Source organism: Kitasatospora sp. NPDC001261 (assembly GCF_042896795.1).
In the GTDB taxonomy this organism is placed as follows: Bacteria; Actinomycetota; Actinomycetes; order Streptomycetales; family Streptomycetaceae; genus Kitasatospora.
In genome coordinates, this window is the sequence record NZ_JBIAXP010000025.1 from 44,861 (window position 1) to 64,063 (window position 19,203).

Consider the following 19,203-nt stretch of genomic DNA (forward strand, 5'->3'; position numbering starts at 1 on the left):
ACGGGGTGGAGATCGCCACCGCGAGCACGTCCGGCCGTGTCCTGACCTGGACCGGCAGCTACTCCTGCGAGACGTCCATGCTGATCGCCGGCATCACGGTCACCGCCACGGACACCACCGGCGGCTCCGGCTCCCAGACCATCCCGGTGAGCTGCCTGGACGGTTCCACCGGCCAGCCGGTCAGAGGTCAGGCGGTCAGCGGCCGCGTCGACAACGGGCTCCTGGGATCGGGCGGCGACTGGGGCGACGACATCACGGTGACCATCACCCTGAACAGCGCACTCGGCACCGCGCTGGGCTACGACCGGATCGTGCTGCTCGACAACCAGGTGGGCGAGGTCTCCCTCGACGGCGCGACCCCGGACCAGAGCGGAAACCTGGCCGTCACCGGCGGGTTCACCTGCCCGGCCGCCGGCACCGGCACCATCACCGCCGACGAGAGCGCCCCGTTCCAGAGCCCCGTCCTGGCGACCGGCTCGCTGCCCCTCAGCTGCTCCGCGCCCGGAGCCCAGGCGACCTTCACCTTCCCCACCGCGAGCACCAGCCCCCGCGGCCGGGCCACGGGCACGGTGAAGTGGTTCAACTCCGAGAAGGGCTTCGGCTTCATCACCCCGGACAGCTCCACCGCCGACGTCTTCGTCCACTTCAGCGGCGCCACGGGAGGGACCCCCGGAAGCCTGGACGCCGAGCAGCGGGTGACCTTCTAACCGGCCCGCGTCTCCCGCCGACCTCCGGCCGGTCGCACCTGCCGGACAGGCCCGGTACCCCGGGGGCGTACAGAGCGCCTCCGCTCCGGTCCGACGAAGAAAGGGAACCCGCATGTCCGTACGTCGAAGCGCCCTGACCGTGTCCGCCGTCCTCGCCGCGCTGGCCACCGGCGTGGCACCGGCCGCCGATGCCGCCCCGGCAACCGCCTCGGAGATCCTGAACTGCACCGTGAACGCCGCCGTCACCTTCGACCCGGCGTTGTCGGCCGGCCCGGAGGCCACCACCGTGACGATCGGGGGGACGGCGACCGGGTGCACCGACTCCCAGAGCGGCCCGACGGCCGTGGTGGGCGGCACCGTCACCGCGACGCTCACGTTCGGCACGCTCAGCTGCAACCCGCTCACGGTGCCGGCGCTGGTCCCGGGCTCCACGGCGACCTTCACCTGGAACCTGCAGAACGGGACGCATGCCAGCAGCACCATCACCAACATCGCCGTCGTCGAGGTCGACGGCGCCGGCACCCTCACTGGAACCGTCACCGGCTCCTCCTCCCGCCTCGCCGGGGAGACCCTGACCGCGGTCCTGAACATCGACAGCGACCAGCCGATCATCGACAACTGCATCGACGTCCTGCTCGGCGCCCCGCCCATCGCCCACTCGACCCTCACCGCCGTCACCGCCTTCAGCTGACCCCGCGTCACACCGGCCCCGGGCCCCGCGCGGTTCCGCCCACGGCGGGCATCACGGCACGCCGAGGTCCTACGGATGCCGCACGGGCCGACCGGTCTGCCGTTTCCCGGGAAACGGCAGACCGGTCGGCCCGGGGTGTCCCGGGAGGCCTAGCAGGACCAGCGGTGGGAGCGGAGGTGGACGCCGGTGCCGCCGTTCTGCGAGAAGTTGCCCCTCGCGCCCGCCGCCGTGCACACCACCCGCTGGCCCGTGTAGTTCGCGCCGGGGTAGAACGCCACGGGCCTGCCGGAGCCGCCGTGGTTGTACACCGAGCGGACCTTGGTGGTGGCGGACCAGCTGCAGCGGTCTCCGGACTGCCAGTCCGGGTCGTCGTAGGGCCAGGCGCAGACGCTGCCCGTCCCGTCGGGGCCGCTGTAGACGCAGACCCGCCCCTCCACGCACGACCACGGGTCGAGGGCGGCGTGGGCGGGCTGCGGGACGGCGAGCAGGGCGGCCGCGGCTGCGGCGAGGGAGGCGATGAGGCCGAGGTGCCTACGGGTGCGTTCCATGACGGTCTGTCCTTCCGGTGGGGGTTGTACGGTGTGCGCCAGGCCGGGCGTGGCCCGGACTTCAGGCGGGGCCCGGACTTCGGGCGGGGCCCGGGCTCCGGGCGAGGCTCAGGCCCCGGGCGGGCTGACGTAGCCGGAGACGTGCTGGTGGTTGGTGATCACCGTCGACGGGTCGAGGTGGGTACGGAGGGCGACCTTGTCGCCGAGGTTGCCGTCGACGGTGTCGAGGGTTCCGTTCGCGTGGACGGCGGCGACCACGCCGACGTGGCCGGGAGTGCCGCCGTCCGGCTCCCCGTAGATCACCAGGTCGCCCGGCTTCGGGGTGTACGTGCCCCGCTGGTGGAACAGCCCCTTCTGCTTGCCCCACTTGCCGATGCCGCGCGCGGCCAGGTCGTCGACCGTCCCGTCGATCCCGGCCCGGTGCCACGTCCACTCGGCGAACGCCGCGCACCACGGGGTCTTCGCGCAGGAGCCGGAGCCCCGGTGGTAGGCGAAGTACCTGTCGCAGGAGCCGGTCTTCTCCGGCGAGGTGCCCGCGGGGGTGATCTCCCCGCGGGCCACCGAAACGATCCGGTCCCGGACGGTGGCGGCCGCCGAGGCCGGCGCCGTGGCGGCGCCGAGCGGCAGCAGGGTGAGGGCGGTCAGCGTAACGGCGGCGGCGGTGCGCCGGGACAGCTTCATGAGAGCTCCTCCATTGGGGTGAACGGACCCTGACCGCCGCCCGGTCGGTTCGCCTACAGTCGGCGGGCATGCCGGGGCATGCCAGGGCCGAGAGGTGGTGGCGCGGCGGGAGTCGGCGAGTCGGTGCGTGTCGCGGGATCCATCCTGCGGACCGGCGCCGGACGTCACCAGACCCTCCGGCCGGGGCGGCGTCCCAGCGCTCTCCCGCTTCCCGTCCCACTGCTCCGACCTGCGGAAACGACGGACGCTGGGACAGCGATGGGACAACACCGCATGCATGACCAACCGCCGGACGAGACCCCGGGGCACCCGGCAGGGGGAACGGACCGCCCCCGGACCCTGCTCGTCCGCGCGCTGAACGACGGACTCACGGAGTGCGGCCTGTCCCTGGACCGGGTGGTGGCCCGACTGCGGGCCCGGCTCGACGCCTCCACCGTCCGGGGGCTGAGCACCTCGTCGATCAGCCGCTACCTCGACCCCGACCGCAGCGAACTGCCCGACCCCGCCGTCCTCGCCGAACTCGCCCGGGTCTTCCGCACCGACCCGGCGGAACTGGACCGCTGGCAGCACTGGCACCGGCAGGCGAAGCAGGCGGCGGACCACGAGCTGCGCGACCGCCGCGCGGCGCGCCGCGCCGCCACCACGCCCACGGCCACGGCCACGCCCGTACCGGTTCCGGCGCGCCCCGAGCCCACCGGCGAACCGTCAGTCACCGGGCGGGCGGCGCGTTGGCGCCGGCCGCACCGGTGGGGTGCGGCACTCGGGGTCCTGGCCCTCGCGGCCGTGCTCGGCGCGGCGGTCTGGGCGAGGGGGTCGGACGACGCGACCGCCGACACCGCATCGGTGGTCGCACCGTCCGGCAGCGCGGCGGGGCGGGAGCCGACGGCGACCCCCGCCGACCTGGCCGAGGGACTCGCCCACGAGGTGGAAGTCGGCGCGCTCGGCGGGGACAGCCGCTGCTCGGCCCCGAAGCCCGGGCCGTCCGGCACCCGGCTGCGCGCCTGTGCGATGGTGCAGCCCCGTCAGGTCCTGTTCGCGGTCCGGATCGACAATCCGACGAACGCGCCGGTCGAGGTGACCGCGAAGGTGGCCGGCTCCTGGTCGGGCATCCAGCACTCCTGCGACCCCGGACGCTCCGTCGTGCACACCACCATCGCACCGGGCGCCACCTTCACCAGCGACCCCGAGGAGTGCGTGACCCCCCGCCGCAGCGCACCGCTCGCCTACCAGGCCGAGGTCTTCGCCGCCGCCGGAGACGACCGGCAGTGGACCGGCCACCTGTTCTCACCGCGCGCCAACGTCTACCCGGACCGCGAAACCCTCTGGCGCTGCGTCGGCGACGTCCCGTGCTGAGCCCCTCGCCCGCACCACCGTTCGAGGAGTTCGCTCGAGGCCACGGGGCCGCTCCCACGGGCGGGGAGCGTCATTGCCAGGGCGCGGTATCCGGGCTGGTCCACGGGTCGTCGTGGCACTCCTCGCCCGGATCGGACCAACTCGGCTCCTCGTGTTCCACCCTGCGGGTCCAGAAGCGCCGCTCCTCTTCCCGTTGGGCAGCCACACCGGGGACGGCGGCGATCGCCTCGGCGAAGCGGCCCTGCTGGACCAGCAGTTCGGCCAGGTACGTCGCGGCCCGGGTACCGGGCAGCGGGCGCAGCCGGGCGATGGCCTCCTCGATGCGGCCGTCCCGGGCGAGCAGCCAGGCGATGGTCTGCTCGCGGTCGTCGACCTCGTCGGCCGGCAGGGCCTCGACCTCCGCGATGGCCTCCCCGGCACGGCCCGCCTCTCCCATCAGCCACCACCGGTTGGAGCGGAGCCAGAAGGCGTCGTTCTCGGCGAGGAATTCGGGACTTCGTCCCTCGGTGAGTTCGAGGGCCTGGTCGTGCCGGCCCTGTTCGGCGAGGAGAACCATGGTCGCCTGGAGGAGGTTGCCGTCGTAGAGGTCGTCGAAGGTGTGCTCCACCCCCTTGACGGCGTCATCGAACCTGCCCTGCCGGATCAGCAGTTCCATCAGCGCGTTCTCGTACCAGCCCGGATGCCGGGCGGCGATGAGGCCGCGCAGGTACGCCTCCGCTTCCGCGGCCCGGCCCAGGTTCTCCAGGGCCGTCACGTACGGCCTCGCGGCGACGTACCGCTCGCGGCCGGTGGCGAGTTCGCGCAGTTCCTCGATCCGGCCGTGCCGCGCGAGCAACTCCGCGTAGTCCTCCACGGTTGACCCGCCCCGCTTCGCGGCGGCATCCGCTGCCCGCAGCCCGATCGCCTCGTCGACACGGCCCGACCGTTCCAGGACGCGGGCCTGCGCGGACAGCGCGTCCCCCGGGTCGCGGACCCCGGGCTGTTCCGGGTCGCGGCGGAACGCCTCGGCGATCGGGCCCAGCAGTTCCAGCACCCGCTCGTCGCGCCCCCGCCCTTCGGTCACCGTGACCAGGGTCCACAGCGTTCGCCCGTCACGCGGCCGCCGGGCGAGCGCGTCGATCGCCTCGTCCACCAGCCCGGCCTCGACCAGCACCTCGGCGTAGTCCCGCCACGCGTCGTACGCGGCCCTCTCCCCGGCCCCGGGGCGCGCCAGTTCGAGTGCCTGCGAGGTACGGCCCCACCGCAGCAGGACGTCGGCGCCCGTCCGTACCGCCGGCTGCCAACCGGTGGCCACGAACGGCTCCACCACCGCCCACGCCCGCTCGAACTCCCCGCATCAGCTCCCGCCTTCCCGGTTCGGGGAGACGGGTGCTGGGCGGGGCGGCCGGGGCCGTCGAGGTTCCGTGTGATGGTCAGCGGACGGTGACCTGGATGCTCTTGGAGATGTCGCACCGGTCCCCCTTGTACTTCGGTACGCCGGCATCGCAACTCCCCTCCCCGAACAACCAGGTCAGTGTGGTGGTTCCGGGCGCCAAGGCGCTGAAGGTCAGGTCGAACTCGGAGCCGCAGCCCGCCATCGGCGGGTCCGTGGGGCAGGGGCTGATGACGAAGTCCTTGCCGGGCCGCAGCACGCTGCCGTCGCCCGCCGAGTAGAGGTACCACTTCTTCTGCAGGGCGCCCCCGGTCGTTCTGACGCCGAGCCGCTGTCCGACCGTCAGGGTCACCGTGCTGGTCGGATACGGAGAGGTGGCGTTCGACGCCTTCTCGGGGAGGGGCACCTCCACCTCCGGTCGGGGGGTGGAGGCGACCGTGGTGCCGGCCGGGCCGGAGCCGGACCACCAGCCGGCGAGGTGGGAGACGAGCAGCAGGGCGCCGACCAGGAGCGCCGCCACGCTGGTGATGACGGTTCGGCGCATCAGCTGCCCTCTTCCCGGACCCGGCGCCGCATGGTGATCAGCCCGGCCACGGCCAGGGCCTTGCCGATCGCGCCGAGAATCGCGGCGCCGATGAAGAAGCCGGAACCGGGGTGCGTGATGGACTGCTGTGCCTTCTGCAGGTCCGCGACCTTGCTCATCGGGTCTGCGCCGGGGTCAGCGATGCGGCGGCCGTTGTTTCCGCGGCGCGGTAGTTGGCGCTGGTGGCCGACATCTTCTGGACCAGTTGCGCCACGGCGTGCTGGGTGACGTGCAGTTCCTGGCTCCAGTTGGTGTCGAAGCCCGCCCACGCCCGGTCCACACCGAACTCGCCGAAGTCGGCGGACTGGTAGGGCTTCTGCGCGGTGTAGGCCTGGTTGGCCGAGGCCAGGTCGGTTGCGACGTTGTTGAGTCCCGTGGTCACGTGGTCCAGCGCGTCGGGTTGGACGGTGTACCCGACCGAGTCGGACATCGGCTGCTCCCCCCCAAGAAGCTCCATGGCCCGCCGTAATCGAACGAGCACGGTCGACGAGCATAGACGCTGCGGGAGAAGCGTCGGACCCCGGAGGAGGTGGACATCTTCGGGATCTGGGACGAACAGGTCCTCGCAGGCGAAGTCATGACCTCGGCGTTGCAGTTCACGGACGCGCGACTCGAGCGCGACGTCGCCCTGAGTCGCAAGCTCGGCGCGGATGTGCACCTGCTCGCAGCAGTCGACACGGTGCCGGACGCGACCCGGGCAACAGCGGAACGTCTCTGCAAGCAGGCTGGTCCGGAGCTGCACGTCTACGACCGCAGCCCGCTCCGGCCGGCTCCTCTCCCCAAGTTGGCACCGGCAACTGCCGCCGACGGTCCGCGGTGGGCCCTCTCCGCCGCCCAAGAGCTGCGGGCCTTCATCACCACCGGCAAGCCGATAACCTCGAGCCAGGCTGCGAAGGTGCTGAAGACGGCTTCGGGGGGCACCAGCCCGGTCGGTGGTCAGATCGCAGCGCTCACCGAGGCGGTCAACCACCATGGGGCCGCACTGACTCAGCCGCTCGAACACCTGCGACGCGAGGCCCGGTTGCTGCTGGACCCACTCAACACGCAGCAGTAGAACCCGGGCAGTGCGCGGGGCCGAAGGACTGCCCGGCCCCGCGTCGTGCGCAGCGCCATCAGGATGGTGCATCCGATGGAGTGCCGCTCATTACGCCGGGTAGGTCCCACCGATCAGGCCGTCGCCGCCGCTGCCGTTCGCCGCCGCAACCGTCCTCCTTCCGGCGGCCGCCACCGCGGCCGTCACCGACGATCCGGTGCCGGCACCCGTCTCCGCACCGAACCCGGACTTCACCGTCCACTGCTTCACCGGCATCGGCATCGTGCAGCAGACCGAGAGCTGGCTGTTCCGGCCCGCCCCGAGCACCGCGGGCCGCACCGTCCGGGAAGCCGGACCCCGCCGGACCCCCTTCCCGTGCCTTATTGCACAATAGTTGCAGTTGCATATCGAGAAGCAATAAGGAGTGGGTGCGATGCCGGCCTCGCCAGTGGTGCTGGGGATCGAGTCCTCGTGCGACGAGACCGGTGCCGGTCTCGTCCGGGACGGGGTCCTGCTCGGGCAGGCGGTCGCGTCGAGCATGGACGAGCACGCCCGGTACGGCGGGGTCGTGCCGGAGATCGCCGCCCGCGCCCACGTCCACGCGATGGCGCCCGTGGTCCGCGAGGCCCTCGACCGGGCCGGGCTCACCCTCGCCGACGTCGGCGCCGTCGCGGTCACCGCCGGGCCGGGCCTCTCCGGTCCGCTCCAGGTCGGGGTCGCGGCGGCCAAGAGCTACGCCTTCTCGCTCGGCGTGCCCCTCTACGGCGTCCACCACCTCGCCGGGCACGTCGCGGCGGCCGCCCTGGAGGGCGAGCCGCTGCCGAACCCGTGCGTCGTCCTGATCGTCTCCGGCGGGCACACCTCCCTGCTGCTGGTGCGTGACCTCGCCCGCGACCCGATCGTCCACCTCGGCGACACCCTGGACGACGCCGCCGGCGAGTGCTTCGACAAGGTCGCCCGGATCCTCGGCCTGCCCTACCCCGGCGGGCCCGCCATTGACCACGCCGCCCGCGAGGGCAACCCGAACGCGGTGCGCCTGCCCCGCCCGCTCAGCGGGCCCAACGATCCCCCGTACGCCTTCTCCTTCTCCGGCCTCAAGACCGCCGCCGCCCGCTGGGTCGAGGCCCAACGGGCCGCCGGCGGCGAGCCGCACGTCCCGGACGCGGCCGCGGCGCTACAGGAGGCCATCGCGGACACCCTCACCCGCAAGGCCGTCCGAGCCTGCACCGACCACGGGATCGGCACCCTCGTCGTGGTCGGCGGCGTCGCCGCCAACTCCCGCATCCGCGCGCTGACCGAACAGCGCTGCGCTGCCGCCGGGATCACCCTGCGGGTGCCGCCGCTGCGGCTGTGCACCGACAACGGCGCAATGATCGCGGCCATCGGCGACCTGCTGGTCCGCTCGGGCGCGGCCCCGTCCCCGATGAACCTCTCGATCGACCCCTCCGCGCCCCTGGAGTACGCGGCGCTCTCCCCGCTCGCCGCGGTCCGGGCCGCGTGACGACCCGCGACGCGTCAGGGGTCCGGGCCGCGTGACGACCCGCAGGGCCCGGCGGCCCCGCCGCACACCCCTCTGCGCCTCCTGACCACCCGGCTCCCGGCCCGTCCGGCGACGGCGATGTGGGGAGCGACGCTCCGGATCACTGTCCGCACCCCGAGCCGCCCGGGCGAGACGCCAGCAGCGGAGGCCCGCACCGCCGACGGCCGGCCGTCGTTCCGCGACCGGCCCCCGGCGTCCCCGGCCCCGGCGGTCGGCGACCGCACCGAGCAGGAGGCTGCCCAGGGGGCGGGCGAAGAAGCCGACCGCGAAGACGGCGAACGTCGACAGGAGCGGCAGCAGGGAGTTGCCCGATCCCTTCGGGAGGACCGCGGCCGCGATGTACGTGGCCAGGAACGTGCAGACGTGCCAGTCGTACCACTCCACGATGTTGCCGACGGAGGCCACGAGGATCTGTCTGCTGCCGGCCTTGCGGGACGGGGCGGACACGGACGTGTCTCCACCGACCGGGCCATGGCCTCGAACCTGGCCGCCATGCACCGGGAGATCCGGACCTCGGGCGGAGTCGGGGCGGCCGCCGACGTGATCGAGCACCACCTGCGCGCCAACCCTGAAGGAGCACCACATGCCCGTCGACGTCAGCGTCCTCATCCCCCTCTACGGAGACCACGAGGGCCGCCACACCCTGGCCGAGGCAAGCCGCGCGTGGCTGCGCCAGAGCATCCCCTGCGAGGTCGTCGTCGCGATCTCCGGGAACCCGGACGTGACAGTGGCCGAGGACGTCGACACCGACCGGGCCGTCCGCCTCGTGCCGGCCGACCCCGCGGACCGGCCCCCCGGCCTGCTGCGAAACACGGCGGCGGCCCACGCCAGGGCGCCGGTCCTGTACCTCACCGACGCCGACGTCCTGCCGCTCGGCCGGGACTTCCCGGCCCGCGCCCTCGACCTGGCCGGGGGCGGACCGGCCGGCCGTGGCAGTACCGGCTGGTCAACCGCCCCGACGGCGTGGACCACGTCGACCTCGTCCCCGCGGGCCCCGGAAGGTTCTGCTACGGCATCGCCACGATGCCGGTCCTGGTCGACCTTCAGCCGGGCCTCCCGCACCGGGCTCCTCGCGCTCGCGGGGATTCCCTGGGGCCGGGGAGCAGATGACGGTGGTGATGGACGAGCACGGGGTCAGAGCGGTCACAGGTGCCACACACCCACCGCCGGGTTCGCAGCGCCCTCCAGCCCCCGGCCCCGGGCCGCCGGCCACCGGCGGCCCGGGGCACGCGGTCAGGCCGCGCTGTAGCGGACCAGCAGCAGGACGTCCGCCACCTTCGCCGGGTCGATCCCGGGGCCGGCCACGGCCAGGGTCCAGGTGCCGACGGCGGGACCGGAGACGGCGATGTCGGAGGTGGTCAGGTGGGTGCCCGGCGGGACGTGCCACGCGGAGCCCGTCGTGCCGTTGAGCGTCAGGCTCAGGCCGGAGGCGTCGACCGGGCCGGTGCCGACGGGCTGGAGCACGACGGTCGCGGCGGCCAGGCTGAGCGTCCGCGCGGACAGGAAGTAGGGGAAGTGCTGCGCGGTCACCTCGAAGGAGGTCGTGACGGTCCCCGCGCCGCCGCCCGCCGCGGCGGTCACCTGCTGCCAGGCGGCCGGGAAGTCGTGGCGCAGGCTGAACAGGCGCAGCAGGCCCGTGGATGTCGCGTACTGGGTGAGTTCGCCGACGACGCGGCTCTCGACCGTCGCCCGGAACGCACCGTCGTCGAGCGCCGTGTAGCTGAGCTGCAGGACCACGTCGGAGATGGTGTCGTAGTCGAACGCCCTCAGTTGTGTGGGGAGTTCGAGCTTCCACACGCTCTCGACCGCCCCCGAGCCCTCGAACGGCAGGTAGCGCTCGTCGCGGAAGTTCAGCTCGAACAGTCCGGCATCGTTCAGACCGGTGCTGGTAGCGATGGCGGAGGCGATGTTCGGCTGGACCGGGAGCGTCACCAGGGCGCCGGGCGCGGGATCGGGCGCGGTGCGCACCTCGCTGGCGACGAGGGAGAGCTTCGCGGCGACGTTGGTGTAGGGCCCGGTGACGCCAGGGATCGTCAGCCGCACCGACTTGATCAGCCGCTTGTACTGGCCGGGGTAGACCACGTCGAACAACAGCTCCGGCAGCGTGAAGGTGCACTCGCCGGTATCCCGCAGCGCGACCAGTGCCGTGGGGTCGACCACCGTCAGCGGGAAGAACTGGCTGACCTCCAGGCGGCGGGTGTTCCTGGCCATGTAGGCCTCCTCCAGCTGCCGGAGCTGGAGATCCAGCCGCTCACCGCTGAGCAGGCCGGCGATGCCGCTCTCCCAGTTGTCGGGGGCGATGAAGGAAGTCGTGTCGCCCATCTCGAAGGCGTACGCCTGCTGGGCTGCGGCCGCGAGGCCGTACGCGACGTCGTACGCCTGCCGGTGCAGCCGGGTCAGCGTACGGGCCTGGTAGGTGTACAGCCCCAGGCCGCTGAACTTGCCGCGGTAGAACGCGTCGAGCTCGTCCGCCTGGTCCATCTGCTTCTGGTGGACGTCCAGCTCCCGCTGGGCGTACCCGGCGTGCGCCTCGGCGGCCAGGCGCTGCTGCTCGACCTGCCTCAGTTCCTGTTCGGCGAGGGTGAGTTGCTGCCCCCACTCCTGGTAGCGGCGGTCGAACCCGGCGCCGGTCGCGGCGGCCGACGCGACGGCCTCCGCGGTGGCGCCGAGCGAGCCGAGGGTCTGCGCCGCCTGGGCCACGCTGTTTCCGATCTCGCGGCCGCCGTAGGTCATGGCGAACGGGCTGCCGACGTTGGGGAACAGGAAGGAGATCGCGGACATCGCGTACAGCGCGGACTCGCCGCCGCGCACCACGGCCGCGGCGGTGCGCGAGTCGGCCTCCAGTTTCTCCCAGCCGGTCAGTCCGGAGCCGATCAGCCCCTGGTAGTAGTCGATCCTGGCCTGGACGAGGGCCTTCTGCTCCTCCAGGGCCTGGAGCTGGTGCTGCGCCTCCTGGACCTGGCCGGTCTTCACGTCCTCCACCATGCGCAACAGGGTGCGTTCGTGCACCGACCGCAGCAGGGTCAGCTCCTCGGCGTCCTTCTTCTCCAGTGCCGACAGCAGGCTCGCGCCGAACGCCGTGACGGTCTGCGCGGACTGCCGGGCGCGCTCGATCACTGAGCCGAAGCGGTACGCGGGGGCGGCGGGTGCCTGGACCGAGGCGACCGCCTCCTCGATGCTCAGGCCAGCGGCCCGGGCGCGGACCAGGTCCAAGGGGTTGACCGGCGGGGCGAACAGCGCGAGTTGCCGGCGCACCCCGCTGAGGTTCATGCAGTTGCGGATCTTGTTCAGCCGGTCCTCCACACGGTCCCAGTAACCGGCCAGCACGTCGTCCGGCGGCACGCAGAAGACCAGCGTGGTCTGGTTGACGACCTCGAAGGCCGGCAGCAGGTCGTAGGCCAGGGTGTCGCCGCTCCACAGCTGCGCCAGGTCGGTGTTGCGCTGGCTGAGGTCGGCGGCATCGCCGTACGACAGCAGTTGGAGGCCGGTGGTGACGGGCAGGCCGGTCGCCGTGGCCGTCGCGGTGGGGGTGTGCGCGTGCGCGTGGGTGCCGCTCGTGTCGATGATGTCGCCCTGGCTCAGGCTGGTCTGGTAGACCCAGTTCTCCAGGGTGACCAGGAAGTCGGACACGTTGCTCATCTGCGGCCCGATCGCGTCGTACGTCAGCTGCTCGGCCGGTACCACCGGGCACTCGCCGAGCTGGACCGGGCGCGGCCCGAGGATCTCCGAGGCCAGCACGTACAGCATCGTGGCCTCGTTGATCGACTCGGTGGTGTCCTGCGCGAACAGTGAGTCGCCCCAGTCGATGAGGTTGTCGACGAAGCCCATGACGACCGCTTTCTGGAAGGCGACCGGACGCAGACGGGCGATGGCGAAGGGGTTGAAGGGATCGTTCTTGTACGCGTCCAGGGCTGCCGAATCGGTGAGGACGTCCTGGAGCGAGGGCACGGTCAGACCCCTGAAACCCACGTACCGCCAGTTGCGGTCGGCGTCGGTGTCGGAGCTCGTCGGGTCGAACAGCCGCTGGTACCACCACATGGCCTCCTCGTACCGCCCGGCCGCGTTGAGCTGGTGGGCCATCATCCACGGCAGGTGCAGGAACAGCTCCTGGTAGTAGGTGCCGTAGGCGGCGCTGTTCCTGATGTCGACGTGGGCGGGGTCGTCGTCGGGCGTCAGCAGGGCCCAGGGCGCGGTGATCGAGAAGCCGACGCCGTACTCGAGCCCCCAGAAGTACTCCGAGTGCAGGGCCAGCAGGCCCTCCACGCCGTGGTCTGCGTTGATCCGCAGCAGGTCGCCAACGATCGAGGTGGTCAGCCGGATGAGCTGGCGCGGGTTCCACCACCACCGCAGGGGCTGGAGGGGCAGGGAGGTCAGCGCCCGGGGCAGCCTCAGGGACGCCAGGTTGAAGGTCAGCGGCGCCGAGTGCGACCGCCCGGGAACGAGCGCCGCGGCGGGGAGTGCGGGCGCCTCCTTCGCCGGTCCTGCGGTGCCCGCCGTGATCGCCGGTCCCGCGGCGGCCTCCGTGATGATGGGCAGCAGTGCCGAGACGAAGTGCGAGAAGCGGGGGAAGTCCAGGTAGTGGCGGTCGTGGATCAGGTACTGCTGGTTGTGGACGGGGACGGCCAGGACGGATTCGGGGAATCCGTTGTTGACCGCCTGGATCGGGGAGACGAAGTCCGGTTTGCCGTGCTCGAAGTAGACGTTGTAGTCCGGTACGGGGAAGCCGGTGGTGACGAAGTCCGGCGACGACCCGCCCGCTCCGGGATCGGTGTGGAACATCTCCCGCAGCAGGTCGAAGCCGGCCGGGTCGGTGTCGGAGGACTGCCACACCCCCAGCCAGCCCACGGGTGAGCCGAAGGTCCAGTACAGCCCCATGGCGTGTCCGGTCGGCGTGCCGGGCACCCAACGGTCGGGGGTGTGCAACTGGTTGTGGAACAGGTTCAGTTGGCGGTCGTGAACCCGGTCGGCGCCCTGGTCGAGAAACCGGTTCATGTAGCGCAGGATGATGGCGTCGCCGCTGATCACGGGGTACGGCGTGTTGGCGGTCTTGTCCCCGGGCATGTCGTCGGCGACGAAGGACTCCCACCACCAGACCTGGTTCGGCTCGCCGATCGGGTAGAGCCAGTCCAGTTTCTGCGGCGCGAGCCAGGTGCCGTCCGGCTTCTGCGCGGAGTAGACCAGGCCGACCTTGACGGTGGACGGCTCGTCGTGGGAGCCGCCGCCGCTGAAGCTGGTGTGCTCGGTGGTGACGATGCTCGCCCAGAACAGGTAGAGCTTGCCCTGGAACCGGGTCGCCGAGACCCACTTCCCCTCGATGGGCAGGTCGACGCGCTTCCACGGTGTCCACGTCGAGGTGTTCCACGTGCGGTAGTGGAAGACCGCAGGGTCGGACTGGGTGCGGCCGAAGAAGTAGTACGTCGCCTGGTCGTCGTCGTAGTAGCTGCCACAGATCCGCAGGCCCGCGACCTCCGCCAGCCGGGTCAGGTAGCGCTGGAAGGCCTCCTCGCCGGTGTCCTTGGTGATGGGCTTCTGCAACAGATCGGCTTCGAGGTCGGTGAAGATGGGCGTCTTGTCGTCCCGCAGGTCCGGGTCGATGTACGCCTCGGGGTAGAGGAACACCTTGCGGTTTGCCTGCCAGACCCGGAAGTTCCTGCGCCACGCCCACTGCTGGGCCGGCACCGCCGATGGTGGCACGTCGACGAGAGTCGCGGAGCCTGCGGGGTCGGACTTCTCCAGGCCGGTCAGGCAGCGCTGGAGGTAGAGCTGCACGCTGGAGATCGCCGACACGACCCGGGAGGTCCTGGCGCATCCGCTCATGTCCACGTCGAGCAGGAAGTAGTCGTAGATCTCGTTGTGGTCGTGGAAGTTCAGTTGCGGCTGGCCGTCGACGAGGAACCCGCACAGGGCGTCGCGCTTGAGGGTGTTGACGCGGTCCTGGTACGGCTCCAGCGCCGCGTCGCGCGCGGTGTCGTCCTTGTACTGCGCCGCGATGGCGCCGGCGGCCACCGCGGCGGCGTCCCGCAGTACCGGGTAGCCGGTGTCCTGGCCGAGCTTGTGCAGCGAGTACGCGTTCACTCCGAGGGTGCGGCACAGGGCGAACACCTGGTCGAGGCGGGTGAGGGCGTCGATCGCGACGGGCGGCAGGCTCGTAGCCGCGACGATGGAGTCGATCAGGCTCTGGTCCACCTGGTGCGTGGCGGCGAGCCGGGCGCGGTCGGCCGGGCCGAAGGTGCCGCCGGCGTCGTAGGAGCTGAGGAGTTGCTGCACGACGGTCTCGGCGTCGACGGCCTGCGTCACCGCGGTCGCCGCGGCGACCTGCGCGCCGTAGGCGGCCACCGCCTGTACGTCGCGCAGGGTCAGGGCCTTGAGGTCGGCGATGCCCAGGACGTGCCGGTTCGCCGTGAGGTAGGCGATGCCCGCGTCCTGCAGCCCCACCGTGCCGAACAGCAGCGCCACCCGCTCCAGCTGGTGCAGCAGGTCCAGCAGGGGGAGCAGCAGGGCCGGATTGTCCGGCACCGTCCCGGTGAACGGCGCGTCCAGTGCCGCCTGGATGTCCGCTGCGGCGATGTCGTGCGCCGCCCAGACCAGCATCGTGGCGAGCCGCGCGGAGCCGACGTTGAAGTTCGTGGCGAGCCTGTTGCGCAGCGCGTCGAGCCTGGGCTGCGTGCCGGAGACCTGGATGCCGTGCACCAGCGCGGCGGCGGTGGCCGGGTTGTTGAGGTATCCGACGGTCTTGCCGGTCACACCGGTGAGGACGAGTGCGAGTTGGGAGATCGTGAGGGGCGAGCCGGCCTGCCAGCGGTGGAAGGCCAGCAGTTGCTCGATCCGGTCCAGCGAGTTCAGCTCGGCCGTGGCCGGCGGTGGGAGGACCAGGCCCAGCGCCGTGATCAGGTCGGGCACGGTGTACCCGAGCGAGCGGGCGACGAGCACGTGCCGGTACAGCAGCGACAGGCTGTGCCGGTTGAGGGTGGTGTGCCCGGTGGCGTCGAAGGGCAGCTCGTTCTTCAGCAGCGCGAACAGCAGCAGCAGGTCCGTCTCGCTGATGCCGAGCCCGGCCAGCAGCAGCGGTGTCTTGGGGTCGATGACCGGCGGGTTCGTACCGAGCGTGGTGTCCAGCGAGTAGTGGTAGTAGCCGACCGTCGGGTTGAGCGGGAGCGCTGGGTCGGCGGGGCCGAAGATGCCGCGCAGGTCGAACACCGTCTCGTACAGCAGCCGGGCGCCGGGTGCGGTCGGGGTGTTCGGGAAGGCCGTGGAGACCGGCATGTCGGTGACGAGCGCGCACAGTTGCTGCACAGACGGGCCGAACGCGCCCTGCAGGGCGAGCAGCCGGCCGACGAGCTCGGTCGCCGCCTCGCTCACGTCGCCGCCGACCAGTGCGGCCTGCTGGGCCGACAGCAGGACCAGGTCCAGCTCGTCCAGGGTCCACGGCAGCGGCCGAGCGAGCCGGATACGGCGGTGGATGCGGTCGGCGCGGTCGGCGGTCAGGTTCTGCAGCGCCTCGGGGAAGTTCTGGATCTCGCCGGCGCCGCCGCTCAGCTTGACGACGGTGATCTGCGCGAGGTCGGGGTCGGAGCGCGCAGCCAGCACGGTGGTCAGGTCGTCGCGGGAGATGGCCAGGCGGCGTACGAAGTCGGTGACCGGCAGCAGGTTAAGCGTCGCCGGACCGCCCAGCCGCTGGATGATCCCGGCGGGGTCGGGGGTCGCGACGACGGTGGCCTCGTCGGGCGACAGGCCCGTGCGGGCGCGCCTGACCGTCGCGTCCGGCAACTGGAGCACCTGCTGAACGTCGGCCGCGGCGAGGCCGAAGTAGCCCAGGTACAGGCCGAGTTCGGCGAAGGGCAGGCTGAAGGGTACCTGGCAGGAGAATTTCTGCGCCGGATCGCTGAGCACGGCGTAGACGTCCGGCTGGGTCGCGGTCAGCACGTGCGCCTGGATCCAGTCCTCCATCACCTGGTCGACGATCGACAGGTACGGCACCAGGGTGTTGGTGTTGTCGCACGTGAGCCGGAGCTTCCACAGGTCCGCACGGCGGTTGCGCAGGTACAGCGGGTGGGTGCTCAGGCCGGGGCCGGTGAAGTACGGCTGGGAGACGTGCTGTTCGGTGAAGTACATCAGGTCGGTGAAGTACGCGGCGGGGCTGAGCACGGACTGGCAGTCGCCGCACGTGCAGTAGTCCTGGGAACCGAACAGTCCGGTGAGGCCGGTGATCCGCAGCAGGTCGTTGACGAAGGTCGGGGTGACCGGTGAGACCGGCAGCCCGGCGAACGGCCCGTTGAGGACGTCCCGGGCCGAGCCGTACGCCTGCGCGACGTTCAGGACGACGTCCTGGACGCGGGCGTAGACCATCCGGGCGGTGCCGACGTCCAGGCCCCCGCCGCCGGTGGTCGTGCCGCCCAGGCTGTGCGGGCCGCCTGCGGAGGTCGCGCCGCCCGGTCCGTGCGGGCTGAGGGTGGCAGTGACCTTCGCGATGAAGGAGGCCTCGGTGTGGGCGGCGATCCGCAGGGCGGAGTCGAAGCCGGCCCGGGCGAGGGCGGCACGGGTCGCGGTGTCGTGCCCGATCGTCAGCAGCCGCTGGTGGGCGGAGAGCCTTCCCAGGACGGCGGGCCGGTCGGCCTCCGGGACTCCGGTCCAGTTCAGCCCCGCGGCCCCCGCGCCGGTGGCCAGGTCCAGCCGGCGCAGGTCCAGGCCCGGGTTGTTCTGGTACACCGCGGTCAGGTGGTCGTCGCCGGGGGCCAGCCGGGCCGCCAGCGCCTGGGTGGGATGGGTGTGTTCGAGGTTGGCGACCAGGTTCCGGGCGTAGGCGTCCGGGGTGGTGCCCGGCGGGAGGGGCCCCGGCGTGGCGGTGATCACCTGGGTCCAGCGCGCGGCGTCCCAGCCGGCCAGGGTGAGCGGAGCGGTGGCGCCCTGGCTCACCAGGGTGTGCAGCAGGCCGGTGTGGTGGTCGGTGAGCCGGCCGAGGTCGAGGATGCCGCTCAGCGAGGCGGCCTCGGCGTCGGTGATCGCACCGGAGGAGCGCAGCGCGTCCAGCGTGTTGTCCTGCGCGTCGAACAGTCCCGTGCTCTGGGCGGCCGCGGCGCCGGTCGCGGTCTGCGACAGCCCCGCGAGACCGGCGAGTTCGACCACGATGCCCTGCCGTACGTCGCCGAGCAGCAGCGGGTTGTCCCGCACCGGCGCGTCCAGGTGGAGGAGGTCGGAGACGGTGACGGCGCTGGTGCCTGGGGCGGGCTGGGCCGCGATCGTCCGTGCCAGGGCGGTGGCTTCGGCGGTGAGCGCGGGAGAGGCGGCGATCCCGGCGAGCACGGCGCCCGCCACGGCCGCGACGGTCACGCCGGCGTAGTCCTGCCAGCGTGCGGAGGACAGCGCCGACGCCAGTGCGGTCTCCAGGGCGTCGGACGGCGTGCCCGCGCCGTTCACCAGGGCGGTGACGGCCCCGGCGAGCGCGGCGTCGAGGCGGGCGTCGACGATCGGCTCGCCGCCGGCGTGCCGGGTGTCGGCGTACCGGACGGCGGGGTCGGCCAGCTTCGCCGCCTGGCCGGTCGTCGTGGACCGCGCATGGGCCGCCGCCTGGGCGATGAGGTCGCCGAGGTGGGCGGCCTGTGCGGCGAGTGCCGACGGGGCGATGCCCTCGTTGACGGCCTTCTGCAGGGCGGCGGCGAAGTCGGCGGCCGGGTGCCCGGCGAGGCCCGGCCAGTCGGCGGGCAGCTTCTCGCGGATCAGGCCGTAGAACGCCTCGGGCGGGATCCCGGTGACGCCCGCGGCGACGGCGTCGGTCACCAGCCCCGCCGCCTGGATCAGCGCGGTGAGCCGGTCGGCGGCCGCACCGGTCTCCCCGAGGAGGAACTCCAGGTCGGACATGCGCAGTTGGCCGAGGCCGGCCGGGCTCGGATTGTCGACGAGCTGCTCGACGACCGCGGCCAGCCGGTCCCACTCGGAGGGCTGCCCGGCCATCGGCCCGGTCACCACCAGGTTGATCACGGCCTGCGGTGGTGCGTTGAACATGGTCGGCGAGGCCGCGACCACCACGCCGGCCGCGTCGCGGACCCGGACGATCAGGTCCGCCGATCCCAGCTCGACCCGGGCGAACTGCGTCCGGTTGTAGTGGATGGTGTACATGCCCGCCGCGTCCGTGCGCGTCTCGTTCGGGAAGCCGGGGGCGAACGGTCCGAGCGGCTGCTCGGTGCGCAGGTCCCGGTCCACGGCTCGGATCACCGCGTTGACGACGGGGGCTCCCTCCGGCCAGGTGACCTGCCCGGACACCGTGAGGTCGTCAGCGACGGACGGGCCGTGCCCGTCGCCGGGCCCGTGTCCGCCGTAGCCCCGGCCGCCGTAGCCAGGGCCGCCGCCCTGTCCGCCCTCGCCTCCCGCGCCCGTGGCCGCCCCGCCTGCGGCGGCCGGTCCGGGTGCGGCGGGGCCTTTCGGCCCGGTCGGCAGGTCGGGTGGGAACGCGAGGACGGCACCACCGTCGTCCACCACCCACTCCCCGGGCGGGCCGAAGCCCCGCCCGGGCTCACGGGTCGCCCGGTGGGGGCCCCGGTGGTCGGTGGACGACGGCCCGAGGATCGTGGACTCGGTGCTCTGCGGCGGCCCCGTCACGACGGCGGCCCGCCGGCCGAGCCGCGACCCGGCCGCCGCGGCGGCGGTCCCACGGACAACGGTGGACATGACTCCCCAAACTGATCTGTGTGGTGCGCGGAC

Annotated in this window: 13 protein-coding genes and 1 pseudogene; 5 read left to right on the plus strand and 9 right to left on the minus strand. The window is 72.5% G+C overall.

The features are described from left to right. Positions 1–569: 569 nt before the first annotated feature. Together ACFY4B_RS29915 and ACFY4B_RS29920 are read left to right on the plus strand one after the other, a co-directional pair. Entirely contained in the window at positions 570–707 is a 138-nt protein-coding gene (locus ACFY4B_RS29915) for a cold-shock protein (protein WP_117491311.1), read from the plus strand. Between the two features lie 112 nt (positions 708–819). Next, the gene (locus tag ACFY4B_RS29920) at positions 820–1,398 is read left to right on the plus strand and encodes a hypothetical protein (RefSeq protein ID WP_147409017.1); all 579 of its coding nucleotides are present in this window, start codon (positions 820–822) and stop codon (positions 1,396–1,398) included. Positions 1,399–1,547: 149 nt separating this feature from the next. Here ACFY4B_RS29920 and ACFY4B_RS29925 read toward each other — a convergent pair whose 3' ends face one another. Next, on the minus strand, positions 1,548–1,946 hold the full coding sequence (locus tag ACFY4B_RS29925; RefSeq protein ID WP_380744234.1) for a peptidase inhibitor family I36 protein: 399 nt from the start codon (positions 1,944–1,946) through the stop codon (positions 1,548–1,550). A 108-nt stretch (positions 1,947–2,054) separates the two neighbouring features. Continuing rightward, entirely contained in the window at positions 2,055–2,627 is a 573-nt protein-coding gene (locus ACFY4B_RS29930; protein ID WP_074003332.1) for a CHAP domain-containing protein, read from the minus strand. Positions 2,628–2,900: 273 nt separating this feature from the next. Between ACFY4B_RS29930 and ACFY4B_RS29935 the strand changes: the two genes are divergently transcribed. Then, positions 2,901–3,980 carry a hypothetical protein gene (locus tag ACFY4B_RS29935; RefSeq protein WP_387973150.1) on the plus strand — a complete coding sequence of 360 codons (1,080 nt, stop codon included), beginning with the start codon at positions 2,901–2,903 and terminating at the stop codon, positions 3,978–3,980. Between the two features lie 70 nt (positions 3,981–4,050). On the opposite strand, the gene ACFY4B_RS29940 is transcribed toward ACFY4B_RS29935, so the two are convergent. The 4 genes from ACFY4B_RS29940 to ACFY4B_RS29955 all read right to left on the minus strand — a co-directional run bounded on the left by ACFY4B_RS29940 (position 4,051) and on the right by ACFY4B_RS29955 (position 6,365). Then, the gene (locus tag ACFY4B_RS29940; protein ID WP_387973153.1) at positions 4,051–5,274 is read right to left on the minus strand and encodes a tetratricopeptide repeat protein; all 1,224 of its coding nucleotides are present in this window, start codon (positions 5,272–5,274) and stop codon (positions 4,051–4,053) included. A gap of 118 nt (positions 5,275–5,392) precedes the next feature. Continuing rightward, complete coding sequence (locus ACFY4B_RS29945) at positions 5,393–5,896, minus strand: hypothetical protein (protein WP_387973156.1); 504 nt, start codon at positions 5,894–5,896, stop codon at positions 5,393–5,395. Next, on the minus strand, positions 5,896–6,054 hold the full coding sequence (locus ACFY4B_RS29950) for a hypothetical protein (protein WP_387973159.1): 159 nt from the start codon (positions 6,052–6,054) through the stop codon (positions 5,896–5,898). The genes ACFY4B_RS29945 and ACFY4B_RS29950 overlap by 1 nt, the downstream gene beginning before the upstream one ends. Further along, the gene (locus ACFY4B_RS29955) at positions 6,051–6,365 is read right to left on the minus strand and encodes a type VII secretion target (RefSeq protein WP_387973162.1); all 315 of its coding nucleotides are present in this window, start codon (positions 6,363–6,365) and stop codon (positions 6,051–6,053) included. Before ACFY4B_RS29955 ends, ACFY4B_RS29950 begins: the two co-directional genes overlap by 4 nt. A gap of 99 nt (positions 6,366–6,464) precedes the next feature. Here ACFY4B_RS29955 and ACFY4B_RS29960 point away from each other — a divergent pair, with 99 nt between their 5' ends. Further along, positions 6,465–6,989, plus strand: a complete 525-nt coding sequence (locus ACFY4B_RS29960; RefSeq protein ID WP_387973165.1) for a hypothetical protein — start codon at positions 6,465–6,467, stop codon at positions 6,987–6,989. A gap of 90 nt (positions 6,990–7,079) precedes the next feature. Here the strand turns inward: ACFY4B_RS29960 and ACFY4B_RS29965 are convergent, their stop codons facing one another. Then, positions 7,080–7,295, minus strand: coding sequence for a hypothetical protein (locus tag ACFY4B_RS29965; RefSeq protein ID WP_387973168.1), 216 nt, complete (start codon positions 7,293–7,295; stop codon positions 7,080–7,082). Between the two features lie 106 nt (positions 7,296–7,401). On the opposite strand from ACFY4B_RS29965, the gene tsaD reads away from it, so the two are divergent. Next, entirely contained in the window at positions 7,402–8,469 is a 1,068-nt protein-coding gene (gene tsaD / locus ACFY4B_RS29970) for a tRNA (adenosine(37)-N6)-threonylcarbamoyltransferase complex transferase subunit TsaD (RefSeq protein WP_387973171.1), read from the plus strand. A gap of 237 nt (positions 8,470–8,706) precedes the next feature. On the opposite strand, the pseudogene ACFY4B_RS29975 reads toward tsaD, so the two are convergent. Continuing rightward, positions 8,707–8,955: pseudogene (locus ACFY4B_RS29975) on the minus strand (MFS transporter); the annotation flags it as partial. Between the two features lie 786 nt (positions 8,956–9,741). Next, a complete protein-coding gene (locus tag ACFY4B_RS29980) occupies positions 9,742–19,170 on the minus strand; it encodes a neuraminidase-like domain-containing protein (protein ID WP_387973173.1) in 9,429 nt (3,142 codons plus the stop codon). Positions 19,171–19,203: the final 33 nt, after the last annotated feature.